The sequence below is a fragment of the Geodermatophilus sp. SYSU D00697 genome (genome assembly GCF_054050175.1).
This window is the reverse complement of record NZ_JBJGYV010000037.1, coordinates 35,010-49,372: the sequence shown is the minus strand read 5'-3', so window position 1 is coordinate 49,372 and position 14,363 is coordinate 35,010. Positions and strand designations below refer to the sequence as shown.

Sequence of the window (14,363 nt, the reverse complement as noted above, 5' to 3'; positions counted from 1 at the left end):
ATCGCCTCGAGCTGCTGCAGCCGCTGCAACTCCGCGGCCTTCTCCTCCGCCGACCGGGCGTGCACCGGCAGCGCGTCGGACAGCTGCACCGGCAGGATCCCCAGGCACACCGGCCGGCGGCTCCAGCAGGGCCCACCGTCAGCCCCACCCCGAACCCGCTGCCGCCGAACACACCCCCAACCTAGGCCGCAGGTACGACACTTCCCGCCCCTGAGCAGCACAGATGCCGACAACCCCGTGCGCATCGGCGCAGCACGGCGCCGGCACCACCGGCGAGCCCTCGCACGAGCACCGACCGGAGAGCTGCTGGCACCCGGGTCAGCCGGTGCCTCGCACCAGCCGGTGCCCCAGAACCCAGGAGCCCCGACCCGGCGCCCGGGAGCCCTCCACGAGCGTCCCTCGACGCCGGTCACGCGAGCAGCTCCGCCACCCGGGCCGGATCGGTCGCCACGTCCAGGTGCGCGCCGCTCCCGTCGCCGCGCACCTCCCACCGCGAGCCCGCGCAGCCGCGGCGTCCCGGTCGTACGCCGCGGAGAGCTGCACGTACCGGACGTCGCCACCCGGCCACCGGTCGGGCACCGGGACGTCGACGTCGACGTCGACGTCGAAGAAGCCGACCGGCAGTTCGTGACCCTCCGCGAGGACCGGGCGGGCGACCGCCGCCGGGTCGTAGCGGCGGTGGCCCCCGGCCGACCGCGGGTGGCCCCCGGCCGACCGCGTCGGCGGGTCGACCAGCCCCTCGTCGGACCAGAACCGCACGGTGTGCACCGGGACGCCGAGCCGGCCGGCCAGCCGGCCGATCGGGAGCGCGCCGTCGTCCATGGCGCCACCCTGCACCCTCCAGTCGCTGGAGGGTCCACAGCGAGAGCGGCACCACTCCGCGGCTGCTGTGTGGGGCGGGGGTGTGCTGGGGAGTATCGGGACGTGACGCGCACGCCGACGACGGACGAGTGGGGCATCGACGCCAGCTGGCTCGACGCCCTCGACGAGGAACACCAGGTCGCCCAGGCCACGATCGATCGACTCCGGGAGGTGATCGGTGCCCCACCGGCCGACCTGGAGGACCGCGCGCCGATCGTGGCCCGCCCCGGCGACGCGCTGGAGGTGGACCAGGCGGAGGTGACCCTCGAGGACGGCTCCACCCGGCACGTCGACGGGGAACTGCCGGAGGACTTCCCGTTGGGCTACCACTGGCTCCAGGTCCCCGGCGGACACCGCCGGCGGCTGATCGTCTCCCCTGGTCGGTGCTGGCTGCCCGACCAGCGAGCCTGGGGCTGGGCCGTGCAGCTCTACGCCACGCGCAGCCGCGCGAGCTGGGGCATCGGCGACCTCGCCGACCTGCGCACCGTCCGGGAGATGGCGGCCGGCCAGGGCGCCGGCTTCGTCCTGATCAACCCGCTGCACGCCGTCGCGCCCACGCCGGGCCAGGAGGCCAGCCCCTACCTCCCGGCCACCCGCCGGTTCCGCAACCCGATCTACCTCCGCGTGGACGAGGTGCCCGGCGCCGACCGGGTCGACCTCGAGGCGGACGCCGGCCGTGCGCTCAGTGCCGGCGACCTCATCGACCGGGACGCGATCTGGGCCCTCAAGCGCGAGGTGCTGCGCCGCGTCTTCGACGCCACCGGCCGCGACGACCCCGCCTTCCCCGACTGGTGGTGGCACCAGGGCCAGAAGCTGCAGGACTGGGCCACCTGGTGCGCCCTCGCCGAGGTCCACGGCGGGGACTGGCAGACCTGGCCCGAGGAGTTGCGCGATCCCCGCAGCGACGCCGTCGCCCGGTTCGTGGCCGACCACGAGCGGGACGTCGCCTTCCACGCCTGGCTGCAGTGGGCGCTGCACCTGCAGGTGGAGCGGGCGACGGAGGGCATGACCGTCATCCAGGACCTGCCCATCGGGGTCGCCGGCGGTGGCGCCGACGCCTGGACCTGGCAGGACGTGCTCGCCGACGGCGCCTCCGTGGGTGCGCCGCCGGACGCCTTCAACGCGCAGGGACAGGACTGGGGCTCGCCCCCGCTGGTCCCGTGGCAGCTGCGGGCGGCCGACTACGAGCCGTTCGTGCAGTCCATCCGCGCCACGATGGCCGGCGCCGGGGGCCTGCGCATCGACCACGTCATGGGTCTGTTCCGGCTCTGGTGGGTGCCGCGCGGCGAGAGCCCCGCGGACGGCGCCTACGTGCGTTACCCGGCCGAGGACCTGCTCGACATCGTCGCGCTGGAGAGCTCCCGGGCCCAGGCGGTCGTCGTCGGTGAGGACCTCGGCACCGTCGAGGAGGGCGTGCGCGAGGCGCTGGCCGACCACGGCATCCTCAGCTACCGGCTGCTGTGGTTCGAGGAGGACGACCCCGCGCAGTGGCCCGAGACGGCGATGGCCGCCGTCACCACCCACGACCTGCCGACCGTGGCCGGCCTGTGGACCGGGGCGGACGTCGAGGAGCAGCGGGAGCACGGCACCGGCACCGACGAGGAGCTCGAGCAGGGCCGCGAGTCGCTGCTGGAGAAGCTCTCCGGCGTCCGGAAGAACGCCCGGCCCGAGACCGCGGTGAAGCGGGCGCACGAGCTGCTGGCCAGGGCGCCGTCCCTGCTGCTGTCGGCCACCCTGGACGACGCGCTCGCCGAGCGGCGCCGCCCCAACATGCCGGGGACGACCGAGCGGCCCAACTGGTCGCTCCCCCTGCCGGTCCCGGTGGAGGACCTGTCCGACCACCAGCTCCTGCAGACGGTGGCCCGCACCCTCGGCGACGCCGTCTCCGGCGGGTCCTGACCCCTGAGGACGGGCGCTCCGCGCGGACGACGCGGAGCGCCCGTCTTCGTCTCCTGTCGAACAGCTGTTCGACCTCGTGCGACACTTCCGACGTGGCTGGCGGCATGCACCCCGGGCGGTCGGGCCGCTCCCTCGGGGAGCGGGCGGCCTCCTCCGGGGTCCCCCCGCCGCAGCCGGCCCGACCGGCGACGGCGGGGCGCGGCGAGGGTCGCGGGCGGCACTGCTGGGTGCACGACCCGCCCGGCGCGCCGGGGGTGTGGCCCGGGCTGCTCGTCGAGTGGCGTCAGGACGAGGCTGGCTGGCAGGGCCGGGTGGCCTACGCCCTGGCCGGTCCGCACGGTCCGGTGCTGGTCGAGGGCTGGGTGCCGGCCGCGCTCCTGGAGCAGCGCTGATCACGGGTTACGGCGCGGGCGGGCTGGCTATGGGTCCCGGGAGCGACATCCCCGACGAAGCGGAGACCCCGATGAGCGAGCCCGACCGCCCCAACCTGGACGACGTCATGGACACGACGGAGTCCGCGCCCCGCGACCGCCAGCAGCACGCGGGCGGCTACGACCGGCCCAACGACGACGCCCTCCAGCACCGCACCGAGCAGGAGCGGCAGGCGGTCGACTCCGACGACGCCGACCCCGCCGGCGCGGAGCAGCACTCCGCCACGGACTAGGGCACGGTCGGCCAGGCCCCGTCCCCCGGTGAGGAGACGCAGTGACCCGTCTCGTCCCGGGGGACGTCGCCTGCTGGGTGCTCAAGTCCACCCGGCCGCCCGCGGCCATCGACCCGTCATGGCGGGTGGGGACGAGCCGCACCCTCACCCGCTGCCTGCGCCGCTCCTACCGACTGGACCTCATGGGCCGCGGCCAGGTCTGCGTACTGTGGGTCAGCGGCCGCACCGAGCCCGGCGTGCACGCCCTCGGGGAGCTGACCGGGGAACCCGAGGAGCGGGACGGCGGCCCGGTGGTCGCCGTCCGGCTCACCCGGCTGGCCGCGCCCGTGCCGCGGGCCGACCTGCTCGCCGACCCCGCCGCCCGCGACGCCGAGGTCCTGCGCATGCCCGCCGGGAGCAACCCCTCCTGGCTCTCGTCCGGTCAGCTCGCCGCCGTCGTGGCGCACCTGCCGCCCGGCGTCCGCCCCAGGGCGGGGCTGGGACCATGGCCTCCGTGACTCCCACCCGCCACCGCTGGGGCGCGCTCGCCTGGCTGCTGACCCTCCAGTTCTTCGTCGTCGAGACGGTCGTGGCGCTGCAGGCCACCGGGTACTCGCGCGCCGACGACCTGATCAGCGACCTCGGCACGGCGCTCTCCCCCGCGCACCTGCTGATGAACGCCTCCTTCGTCCTGCAGGCCGTGCTCATCGGGGTGGGCGCCTGGCTGCTGCGCCCGGCGCTGACCGGCGCGGGGGGCCGGGCTGCGCCGGTGCTGCTCGGCGCGGCGGCCATCGGGGTGCTCCTCGTCGGGCTGTTCCCCCGGGACGGCCGGGCGGCCCTGCACGAGGCCGGGGCCGGGCTGTACCTGGTCGGCGGCGGGATCGGGCTCATCGCGCTGGCCTACGCCGTCCGCGCGAGGTCGGAGGCCCTGGGGACGACGCTGGCCCTGCTCGGCCTGGTCGGCACGGCGATGACGGTCTTCTTCGTCGCCGGGATCACCGGGTACCTCGGCGAGGGGGGCACCGAGCGGGCCGCCGCCTACGTGCTGCCGCTCGGGCTCGCGCTGGCCGGCGGCGGCCTGTGGCTCCTGCGGGACCGCCCCCGGCCGGAGCGGGCGGGGAAGCCCTCCCGCCGCGAGCTGCGCGAGCAGGAACGGGCCGCACGCGCCGAGCGCGACCGGCAGCGGGACGCGGCCCTGGAGGCCGCGGCGTCGCGCACGGAGGCGTCCCGGCCGGCGCCCCCGGCCGAGGCCACGGCCGACCCCGACGACGACTTCGACCCCGACGACCCCTGGGCCTCGCCCGGCCGCCGCGGCTGAGGAAGGACCCCGTCCTCCCACTCCGCGCGAGCTCGAGGCGGTGTCCTGGACGGGGCCGCCCTGCCGCCTGCCAGGGGTCCTCCTTCAGCCGGCCGCCGGCTCGAAGCGCAACACGTCCTCGACCGGACGGCGACCCGAGTGCGCCGCCCCCGCGGTCGAGGGGTAACCCATGCGCAGGAGCATCTGCGGATGGCCCACCAGCGACAGCCGGCCGCGCATCCGGGTGCGGGTGGACGGCCAGTCCAGCGCCTGGGTGAGGGGCGAGGCGGCCACCCCCTCGGTGGTCGCGAGCAGCAGCAACCGGCCCAGCGCCTGCCCGGCCAGCAGCCACGCCGTCCGGTCGTCGTTGTCGGTGCCCAGCAGGAGGACCGTGGGCCGCTCCACCGCGGGCGGCGGCGCGTCGGCCGCGCCCTCCGGCAGGAACGCCGGGTGCTGGCCCCGGCTGCCGACGACGAAGTCGCGGATCAGCCAGTTCGACGGCCGGGTGGCCGGGTCCTCGCTCAGGACGGCGTCGACGGGGACGCCGTCCAGCGCGGTGGGGTCGGTGCGCACCCAGCGCTCCAACTCGGCCACGTACTCGGGGTCGCCCTGCTCGATCTCCTCGGCCCGCGAGATGAGGAAGACGGTCGCGACCTCCTCCTCGGACTCGGTGATCTGCTTGACCCACACCCCGAGCCGCCCGGCATCGGACTGCATGCGGTCGACCAGGTCGGCCGGGACCGCGCGCGGGAGGAACGGCGCCCGCTCGGTGTGCCGCCGGCCGATCGCCACGGCCAGCGCGCGGTCCTCCGCCGTCCCCTCGCGGGAGGCCCCCACCCGCACCGTCGCCAGGTGGTCGGGGTCGCCGTCGTCGGGCAGCAGCTCGACCTCGGCCTCGACCCCCGAGGCGCGCAGGGCCACCGCGGCGAACTCGACCGCGACGCCGCAGCTGATGACCTGCTGGCGCCCCGTCGGGTCGAGGACCGGCAGCGCGCGGTCCCGGTCCAGGTGCACCTGCAGGCGGTCGGGGGTGGCGGTGAAGCGCCAGGGCTGGGTGTTGTGGATCGACGGCGCCCGGATGGCGGCCGCCACCACCGCGGTCCAGTCCTGCTCGTCCATCGGTGCACCTCCGCTGCGGGTCGGCCGCCCGACGCGGGCGTCCCCGTCCTGCCTACCCCATCGCCGGCCGGGACCGCACGTGGCCTCCGCAACGGTCCCCACGGCGGAACCGGACCCGACCGACCCCCGCGCCGCCCCCGTGGTCGGGGAAGATGAGGGCATGAGCGCCCCAGACCCCGGACGGCCCCCACGCGTGCTGGTCGGCTACGACGGTTCACCGAGCTCGGTCAACGCCATCGAGGCGGCGGCCTGCCTCGTGCCGTCGGCCTCCGCCACGGTCCTGCACCTGTGGGAGCCGCCCTTCACCTCCCCGGAGCTGCGGCAGCGGCTGGCCGGCCGTGCCGGGCACCTGCAGGCCCTCGGTGACCTGCTCGAGAAGGAGGGCCGCGCGGAGGCCGACCGCCTGGCCCGCAACGGCGTCTCGCTGGCGCGCGCCGCGGGCTGGGACGCCGAGCCGCTGGTCAAGCGGACCTTCGGCGGCGACGGCTACCAGTTCGCCCGGACGGCGGAGGAGCGGGGCACCGACCTCGTCGTCGTCGGCACCCGGGGTCTCGGCGGCATCCGCGCCGCCCTCGGCAGCGTCTCGGAGCTGGTGGTGCACGTCAGCCCGGTGCCGGTGCTGGTGGTCCCCTACCCGCTGACCACCGTCGAGTGGTCCGCGGCTGCCTCCGGCCCGGTGATGGTGGGCACCGACGGCTCGCCCGGCGCCCAGGAGGCCATCGCCGCGGCGCGCCGCCTGTTCGCCGGTCGTGAGCAGCTGCTGGTCGCGGTCGCCGAGCCGGGCGACGGCCCCGGACCGACCGCGCCCGACGGCGCCGAGCTGTTGACCGTGCCGTGTTCCGGCCGTCCCGGCAGCGCCCGGGCCACGGCCGCCACGCTGGCCGAGACCGCGGCGCACCGCGGCGCCGCCGTCGTCGTCGTGGGCAGCCGGGGCCGGTCGGCCAGCCGCGAGCTGCTGGTCGGCAGCGTCCCCCGGGCGCTCCTGCACTGCGCCCACCGGCCGGTGCTGGTCGTCCCCCCTGCCCCCGCTCCGGAGGCCTGAGCCGGACCTCAGGCTGACCGGGTGGGGCCCTCCTGAGCCACACGGGAGGGCCCCACCCGCGTCCGCGGTCGGCCGCCGGCCGGCGCGGACGACGGTCCCGGTGTGCCGCGGGGTCAGACCGCCGCACCCGCCTCCTGCGGGAGCGGGGCGGGGCGGACCCGGGCGCGGTGGCGGGCCAGCGCGACACCGGCCAGGCACACCGCTCCCCCGACGACGGCGAGCGCCGGCGGCACCTCGTCGAGCAGCAGCCAGCCGAGCGCGATCACCAGAGGCGGCACGAGGTAGGTGGTGACGGCCAGCGTGCCGGCGTCCGTGCGGGCCAGCGCGTACGCCCACGTGCTGAACGCCAGTGCCGTCGGCACCACGCCCAGGTAGACCATCCCGGCGACCGACCCGGCCGGCGCCTCCGCGAGCTCACCGGCGAGGGTGCCGGCCCACGGCAGGCAGCACAGCGCGCCGATGCCGCAGGCGGTGAGCGTGACCTGCAGCGGCGGCAGCCGGCGCAGCACCGGCTTCTGCGCCACCACGCCCGCGGCGTAGGTCAGCGCCGCCACGAGGCAGAACACCACGCCCACCGCGTCGGCGTCGGCCCCGCGGGTGGCCAGCCCGATGAGCACCACCCCGGCGAAGGCGACGGCGATGCCGGCCAGCAGCCGACGCGGGAACCCCTCCCCCAGCAGCAGGCCCGCGAGGACGGCGATGAGGATCGGCCCGATGTTGACCAGCATCGCCGTCGTCCCGGCGTCCAGGTGCTGCTCGGCGGCGTTGAGCGCCACGTTGTAGACGCCGAACCAGCCCACTCCGCAGACCGCGAGCAGTGCCCACTCCCGTCCGGTCGGGGCCACCCAGCGGCGGACGGAGACCGCCCACAGCAGCGCGAGGACCGCCGTCCCGACGGCCAGCCGGCCCAGCGCCAGAGCGCCGGGCGAGAGGTCGGCACCGACGCCGCGGATCGCGACGAAGGCCGACGCCCACGCGAGCAGGGTCGCGGTGACGGCGGCGAGGACGGGCAGCCGGGAGCTCTTCACGCGCCGACCCTAGGGCCGGGCACCGACACCGATCCGGCACTTCCCGGACGCCGTCCTCCGCGTTGCGGGATCGGGCAGGAACGCCGCGGTCGGTCAGCTCCTGAGGTGCTCGGCGTACGTGCGCCGGCCGCGGTCACCGCGGGTGGGCAGCGCCGCGCCGTCCCGGAAGGCCGACGACAGCCGCCCGGGGACCGGCGTGGCGACCACGCGGGCGTTGGGCTCTCGCACGGCCGCCCAGGCCCGTGCCATCTCGGCGGCGGTCAGCTCCTCGGGCCCGCCGTACTCGACGACGTCCCCGGCCGGCGACCCGGTGGCGACCGCGGCGGTGTACTCGGCGGCCTCCGCGACGTCGACCGGCTGGGCCCGCCAACCCATGGGCACCGGCAGCACCGGTCCGCGCTTGGCGGTGGACAGCAGCTCGTCCACGAAGTCGTAGAACTGGGTGATCCGCAGCAGCGTGACGGGGAGCCCCGAGGCCATCAGCACCTGCTCGGCGGCGAACTTCGCGTGGTAGTAGCCGAAGGGGATGCGGTCGACACCGACGATGGAGACGAAGACGAGGTGGCGCAGCCGATCGCGGTCGACGGCCTGCACCAGGCGCCGCGCGCCCGCGACGTCGGCCTGCCAGTAGTCCCCCCGCGCGTCGCTGGCCGCGTGCACGACCACCTCTGCACCGGCCAGGGCCGCCGACAGGTCGCGTCCGGTGGCCAGGTCACCGCGCACCCCGCCGGGCCCGGTGCCGCGGCGGGACATCTGCCGCACCCGGTGGCCCGCACCCTGCAGCCGCTCGACGACCCGCCGGCCGAGCCGCCCGGTCCCTCCCGTCACGAGAACGTCCATGCCCGCAGTCTGTCCGGACCGGTTCGTCCCGCGCACGCGGCGCGCCTGCACCGTTCGTATCTCACATGCGAGATGCTCCCGGGGTGACCGCTCTCGACCCGGCTCCCCCCGACACCGCGAGCGCCGAGGCCAGCGCCAGCACCCCGGCGCACGAGTCCAGCGCCGGCACCCAAGCGCACGAGTCCAGCGCCGGCACCCAAGCGCACGAGTCCAGCGCCGGCACCCAAGCGCACGAGTCCAGCGCCGGCACCCAAGCGCACGAGTCCAGCGCCGGCACCCAAGCGCACGAGTCCAGCGCCATGCACCGCATCGGGCTCCTCGTCCGCGACGCCCGCCGCCACCACGGCCTCACCCAGCAGCAGCTCGCCGACCGCCTGGGCACCAGCCAGAGCGCCATCGCCCGCATCGAGCAGGGCGGCCAGAACCTCACCCTCGACCTCCTGGGCCGGCTCTCCGAGGCCCTGGAGCGCGAGCTGTTCAGCGTCGGCCCCGCCGGCCCCACCCACCTGCGGGTCACCGGTGGCGCCCCGCTGCGCGGCCGGGTCACGGTGAAGTCCTCGAAGAACGCCGCGGTGGCCCTGCTGTGCGCCGCGCTGCTCAACCGGGGCCGGACGACCCTGCGCAACGTGGCCCGCATCGTGGAGGTCGAGCGCATCCTCGACGTGCTGCGCTCCATCGGCGTCTCGGCCACCTGGGACGGCACCGGACGGGACCTGACCCTCCAGGTGCCCGACGAGCTGGACCTGGCCGGCATCGACGCCGACGCCGCCCGCCGCACCCGCAGCATCATCATGTTCCTCGGCCCGCTGCTGCACCGCGCCCCGTGCTTCGACCTGCCCTACGCCGGTGGCTGCGACCTGGGGACCCGCACCGTGCAGCCGCACATGATCGCGCTGCGCCCGTTCGGCCTCGAGGTGGAGGCGCGGGCCGGCGAGTACCACGCGACCGTCACGCCGCCGACGACGGCCGACCGCACCATCGTGCTGACCGAGCGCGGGGACACCGTCACCGAGAACGCCCTGCTGGCCGCCGCCCGCACCGACGGGGTGACGACCATCCGCAACGCCAGCTCCAACTACATGGTCCAGGACCTCTGCCTGTACCTGCAGCTGCTCGGCGTCGGCGTCGAGGGGCTGGGCACCACCACCCTCGTCGTCCGCGGCAAGCCGGTGCTCGACGCCGACGTCGACTACACGATCAGCGAGGACCCGGTGGAGGCGATGAGCCTGCTCACCGCCGGCATCGTCACCGGCTCGGAGCTGACCGTCGAGCGCACGCCGATCGAGTTCCTGGAGATCGAGCTCGCCGTCCTCGCCGAGATGGGCCTGCGCTACCGCCTCTCCCCCGAGTACCTCGCCGACAACGGGCACACCCGCCTGGCCGACGTCACGATCTCGCCGTCGGAGCTCAGGGCGCCGATCGACAAGATCCACCCGATGCCGTTCCCCGGCCTCAACATCGACAACCTGCCCTTCTTCGCCGTCATCGCGGCGGCGGCCGGCGGGTCGACGCTGATCCACGACTGGGTCTACGACAACCGGGCGATCCACCTGTCCGACCTGACCCGCCTGGGCGCCGACGTCCGCCTGCTCGACCCGCACCGGGTGCTGGTCAGCGGGCCGACCCGGTGGTCGAGCGCGGAGGTGGTCTGCCCTCCCGCGCTGCGGCCGGCGGTCTGCATCCTGCTGGCGATGCTCGCGGCCAAGGGGACATCGGTGCTGCGCAACGTCGACATCATCGCCCGCGGCTACGAGCAGCTCTACGAGCGCCTGGTGGAGATGGGCGCCCGCATCGAGGTCTTCCACGACTGAGGCCGAGTGCCAGGGTGCGGTTCCCGCGCCCTGGCACACCGCGTCAGCGTTCCTGGTCCGTCGGGCGGACCAGCACCTCGTTCACCGCCACGTGCGGCGGCTGGGTGACCACGTAGAGGATCGCCCGGGCGACGTCGTCGGACTGCAGCGTGCGCATGCTCTCGGCCATCCGCCGGGACTCCTCGCGGGCCTGCGGCTGGGTGATGTGGCTGGACAGCTCGGTGGCCACCGCGCCCGGCTCGACCAGCGAGACGCGGACCCCGCGGGCGGTCACCTCCTGCCGCAGCGACTCGCTGAAGGCGTTCACCGCCCACTTGCTGGCGTTGTAGACCCCGGCGCCCTTGCGCGCGGTCCGGCCCGCGACGCTGGAGATGTTCACGACGTCGCCGGAGCCCTGCTCGAGCATCCCGTCGATCGCCGCGTGGGTCATGTAGAGGACGCCCATGACGTTGGTCTGCACCATCCGGCGCCAGTCCTCGGGATCGGCGCCCACGATCGTGCCCAGCAGCATCACGCCGGCGTTGTTCACCAGGACGTCGAGCCCGCCGAGCTCCTCGCGGGTCCGCCGGACGGCGTCGGCGCACGCGGCCTCGTCGGTGACGTCGAGGTCGAGGGCCAGCACCCGGGCGCCGTCGTCGCGCAGCTTCCCGGACAGCGCGTCCAGGCGGTCACGACGCCGGGCACCGAGGGCGACGGCGGCACCGGCCTGCGCCAGGGCGAGCGCGGTGGCCTCGCCGATGCCGGACGACGCGCCGGTGACGAGCGCGACCTTGCCGGCGAGCGGGCGGGCGGCCTCGGTCATGCGATCTCTCCCCTCCGGGCCGCCGGGCGCGGGCCCGGGCCCAGCCTCCCCGATCCGGGCGCCCACGGCGCGCGGAGGGATCAGGCGAGCCGGACGCCGAAACCGCGGACGGCCAGCCGGAGCAGCACCGGCCCGGGCCGCAGCAGGTCGCGCACCCGCGCCGCTGCGGCGTCCTCCAGCTCGGCCACCCGGCGGGCGTAGTCGTCGGGCCCCCGGCGCCGGGCACGATCCAGCTCGGCGGCGTTGGCCCACACCTTCCGCCGGGACTCGCGCAGGAACACCTGGCTGGCCGTGCGGTTGGCCGGGGAGAGCAGCCGGTCGACGACGGTGCGGCGGCCGCCGGCCCGGTGCAGCTCGGCGTCCTCCACGGCCACCCGGGCGGACAGCACCCGGTCGATCCGCCCGTGGTCGCGCCGCCGCCGGTCGAGCACCTCGGGGTCGGCGAAGTCGGCCGGCGGGATGACCCGCACCAGCGACTGCGGCAGGTCGTAGTTGATGTGCGCGTTCATGCCCAGCAGCACGTGCGCCTCCGGCGGCAGACCGGGCCGCGCGCCGAAGGCCAGGCGCCACGGGCGGGGCGGCGCGGCCGGGTCGCGGCGGTGGGCGGCGAGCGCGTCGAGGTAGAGCCCCGCGAAGTCGACGTCCCACTCCTCGACCCACGCCGGGTCCTCGAACTCGCCCCCGCGGATCGCCGCGGCGACCGCCTGCGTGGTCCGCAGGTAGACGCCGTGGAAGAAGCGGGCCGGGTCGCGGTCGGCCTCCAGGGGCGCCTGGAGCTCGGTCATCCGGCCGATGAGTGCCGCCACGCTCGTGCCCACGGCGCTGACCCTGGCGGGCTCAGATCAGCGCGTCCAGCCCTTCGTCCGGGGGCAGTCCCAGGACGGCGTCCACCGGCGGCCGGTGCGGTTGGTCCAGGCCCCGCATCCGGGCGGCGTGCAGCGCCAGCAGCAGGTTCAACCGCAGGGTCGGGTCGGTCGTGAAGGGGCCGAGCAGCCGCTCCAGCTTCCCGATCCGGTAGCGCATCGTGTTGTAGTGGAAGTGCAGCCGCCGGGCGGACTCCGCGACGTTGAGGTTGGTCTCCAGGAGCACCCGGAGCGTCTCCCGCAGGTCGGCGGAGTCCGGGTCGGCGGCGTCGGCCAGCGTCCCCAGCACCTCGTCGACGTAGTTGCGCAGCTCGGTGCTGTCGGGGATCAGCGACAGCAGCCGGAACACCCCCAGCTGGTCGAAGTGGGTGACCGCCTGAGACCCGTGGATCTCCTGCCCCACGCTCAGCGCCCTGGAGGCCTGCTGGTGGGCCTCCCCCAGCGCCGACAGCGACCCGGCCGGCCGGCCGATGCCGGTGCCCAGCACCCGGCCGACGCGGCGCACCCGGGCGTTGACCCGCGAGGTCACGGCCGACACCAGCGAGGAGATCTCGTCGGGCGTCCGCCCGTCCAGCGGCAGCACGGTGACGATCTCGGTGGACAGCCCCGCGACCGCCGCGCCGGAGACCTCCGTCTCCAGCGCCGAGCGCCAGCCGTCGGCCAGCCGGTCGAGGACGTCGAGGGCGCGGGTCGGGTCGGCCTGCGGGTCCGCGGCGGTCTCGGTCGCGGTCACGAGGACGACGACCGGCCCGTCGAGCCGCCAGCCGAAGGAGCGGGTCTGCGCCAGCGCCCGCTCGGTGTGCCGCAGCGACCCGGCGACCAGCCGGCGGACCAGGTCGCCCTGGAACCGCAGCTCGACCGAGTGCACCGCCTGCTGCCGGATCACCGAGAGGGCCGAGACCACCGCCGCGCGCTCGAGCACACCGCCGGCGCCGACCATCATCGGCCCGCTCCGGTGGACGGCGACCAGCCAGCCGTGCCGCTGGTCGCCGGCCATGATCGGCGCGACCGCGTACTCGCCGACCCCGCCGGGCAGCTCGTGGTGGCCGGGGACGAGCAGGATGCCGTCGGCCGGCGAGAGGTCGGCGTCGGCGAGCACGTCGGCGGGGGTCACCACGGTCTGGTCGGCGCGCAGGCCCGACAGCCGCCGCGAGGGCGCCATGAGCGCCAGCTCGTCCTCGGCCTCGGCGTCCAGCAGCCACAGCCAGTCGCTGATCTCGGACACGTCCTCCGCCGGCCCCGCGGTGGTGACGATCTCCCGGTCGGGTCCCAGACCCAGGACGGCGGCGCCCTCCAGCGCGTGCGCCAGCTGCTCGGTCACCTCGGCCAGCCCGCCGCCGCTGAGCGCGACGTCGATGAACTGGTCGTGCATGCGGTAGGAGAGCGCCAGCGCCTCGCTCTGCTTGCCGACGACCGCGCCGAGCACCTCGGAGACCAGCTCCTCCGGGCGCGCGCCCGCGGGCAGCGCCAGCACCGGGAAGGACCGACGGTCGGCCTCGGCGAGCACCTCGTCGGGCACCGGCGCCGGGCCCTCGCTGCGCCGGAACGCCAGGCCCGCGGTGCCCATGGAGTCCAGCCGCTCGACCAGGGCGCGGCAGTTGGCGGCGTCGGCCTGCGGCAGCCGGGCCCCGAGGACCACGAGGACGTCGGGCCCGGCCAGGGCCAGGGGGTCGGCCGGGTCGTCGACGACCATGTGCCGCAGGACCCGGTCCAGCCCCCGGGCGCCGGCCACGACGTCGGTACCCTCCAGGGCCGGCAGCTGCAGGGCCTCGTCGAGGGTGAGGCCCATGCGCTCCAGCCAACTGGGCCGCTCCGGGCGGTTCTCGGTCACCGGCGCCTCCGCTGCCGACAGGTGGCGACGAATGGGAGTCGCGCCGTTACGTTCAGTTCGAGCGATGGGCGTGGCCTCACTCCGGGTCACGGCATCCACTGTTCCAGTCGCCCTTCCCTCAGGCCATACCACGGCATCCTGTCAGGAGTGCCTGGACCAACGACCCCATTCTTGGCGACTTCCGCCATACAGGGGCATGCGACGCGCCGCTTAGGTTCGACTCCCGGATCCATTCCGCCCGCTGGATGGTAGGCCGACCACCGCACCGCGGTGCCGCCGAGTCCCTCCGGCGGAGGAGCGGGACCGGGCGGGGGGTCTCGAGCCGAC

General features: G+C 75.8%; 14 protein-coding genes. 7 read left to right on the top strand and 7 right to left on the bottom strand.

Annotated elements, in window-relative coordinates:
* Positions 1-318: 318 nt before the first annotated feature.
* Positions 319-822, bottom strand: coding sequence for a helix-turn-helix domain-containing protein (locus tag ACI79C_RS22440; protein ID WP_456947905.1), 504 nt, complete (start codon positions 820-822; stop codon positions 319-321).
* Between the two features lie 102 nt (positions 823-924).
* Between ACI79C_RS22440 and malQ the strand changes: the two genes are divergently transcribed.
* From malQ to ACI79C_RS22415, 5 genes are all read left to right on the top strand, one after another.
* The gene (gene malQ, locus ACI79C_RS22435; RefSeq protein WP_456947904.1) at positions 925-2,760 is read left to right on the top strand and encodes a 4-alpha-glucanotransferase; all 1,836 of its coding nucleotides are present in this window, start codon (positions 925-927) and stop codon (positions 2,758-2,760) included.
* A 92-nt stretch (positions 2,761-2,852) separates the two neighbouring features.
* On the top strand, positions 2,853-3,152 hold the full coding sequence (locus ACI79C_RS22430; RefSeq protein WP_456947903.1) for a hypothetical protein: 300 nt from the start codon (positions 2,853-2,855) through the stop codon (positions 3,150-3,152).
* Positions 3,153-3,223: 71 nt separating this feature from the next.
* Positions 3,224-3,424: a hypothetical protein gene (locus ACI79C_RS22425; protein WP_456947902.1), complete on the top strand. Its 201-nt coding sequence runs from the start codon at positions 3,224-3,226 to the stop codon at positions 3,422-3,424.
* 41 nt (positions 3,425-3,465) lie between these two features.
* Positions 3,466-3,921: a hypothetical protein gene (locus ACI79C_RS22420; protein ID WP_456947901.1), complete on the top strand. Its 456-nt coding sequence runs from the start codon at positions 3,466-3,468 to the stop codon at positions 3,919-3,921.
* Positions 3,909-4,721 carry a DUF998 domain-containing protein gene (locus ACI79C_RS22415; RefSeq protein ID WP_456947900.1) on the top strand — a complete coding sequence of 271 codons (813 nt, stop codon included), beginning with the start codon at positions 3,909-3,911 and terminating at the stop codon, positions 4,719-4,721. Before ACI79C_RS22420 ends, ACI79C_RS22415 begins: the two co-directional genes overlap by 13 nt.
* An 84-nt stretch (positions 4,722-4,805) precedes the next feature.
* Here ACI79C_RS22415 and ACI79C_RS22410 read toward each other — a convergent pair whose 3' ends face one another.
* Positions 4,806-5,819 carry an Acg family FMN-binding oxidoreductase gene (locus ACI79C_RS22410; protein ID WP_456947899.1) on the bottom strand — a complete coding sequence of 338 codons (1,014 nt, stop codon included), beginning with the start codon at positions 5,817-5,819 and terminating at the stop codon, positions 4,806-4,808.
* A gap of 160 nt (positions 5,820-5,979) precedes the next feature.
* Here ACI79C_RS22410 and ACI79C_RS22405 point away from each other — a divergent pair, with 160 nt between their 5' ends.
* A complete protein-coding gene (locus tag ACI79C_RS22405; RefSeq protein WP_456947898.1) occupies positions 5,980-6,861 on the top strand; it encodes a universal stress protein in 882 nt (293 codons plus the stop codon).
* 113 nt (positions 6,862-6,974) lie between these two features.
* Here the strand turns inward: ACI79C_RS22405 and ACI79C_RS22400 are convergent, their stop codons facing one another.
* Positions 6,975-7,889 carry a DMT family transporter gene (locus ACI79C_RS22400; protein WP_456947897.1) on the bottom strand — a complete coding sequence of 305 codons (915 nt, stop codon included), beginning with the start codon at positions 7,887-7,889 and terminating at the stop codon, positions 6,975-6,977.
* A 93-nt stretch (positions 7,890-7,982) separates the two neighbouring features.
* A complete protein-coding gene (locus ACI79C_RS22395) occupies positions 7,983-8,729 on the bottom strand; it encodes an SDR family oxidoreductase (RefSeq protein ID WP_456947896.1) in 747 nt (248 codons plus the stop codon).
* Positions 8,730-8,812: 83 nt separating this feature from the next.
* On the opposite strand from ACI79C_RS22395, the gene ACI79C_RS22390 reads away from it, so the two are divergent.
* The gene (locus ACI79C_RS22390) at positions 8,813-10,540 is read left to right on the top strand and encodes a helix-turn-helix domain-containing protein (RefSeq protein ID WP_456947895.1); all 1,728 of its coding nucleotides are present in this window, start codon (positions 8,813-8,815) and stop codon (positions 10,538-10,540) included.
* A gap of 43 nt (positions 10,541-10,583) precedes the next feature.
* Here ACI79C_RS22390 and ACI79C_RS22385 read toward each other — a convergent pair whose 3' ends face one another.
* From ACI79C_RS22385 to ACI79C_RS22375, 3 genes are all read right to left on the bottom strand, one after another.
* Positions 10,584-11,342 carry an SDR family NAD(P)-dependent oxidoreductase gene (locus ACI79C_RS22385; RefSeq protein ID WP_456947894.1) on the bottom strand — a complete coding sequence of 253 codons (759 nt, stop codon included), beginning with the start codon at positions 11,340-11,342 and terminating at the stop codon, positions 10,584-10,586.
* A gap of 80 nt (positions 11,343-11,422) precedes the next feature.
* Positions 11,423-12,160 carry a DUF5995 family protein gene (locus ACI79C_RS22380; protein WP_456947893.1) on the bottom strand — a complete coding sequence of 246 codons (738 nt, stop codon included), beginning with the start codon at positions 12,158-12,160 and terminating at the stop codon, positions 11,423-11,425.
* A gap of 19 nt (positions 12,161-12,179) precedes the next feature.
* Positions 12,180-14,036 (bottom strand): PucR family transcriptional regulator, encoded by a 1,857-nt coding sequence (locus tag ACI79C_RS22375; RefSeq protein ID WP_456947892.1) that lies wholly within the window; start codon positions 14,034-14,036, stop codon positions 12,180-12,182.
* Between the last annotated feature and the right edge of the window lie 327 nt (positions 14,037-14,363).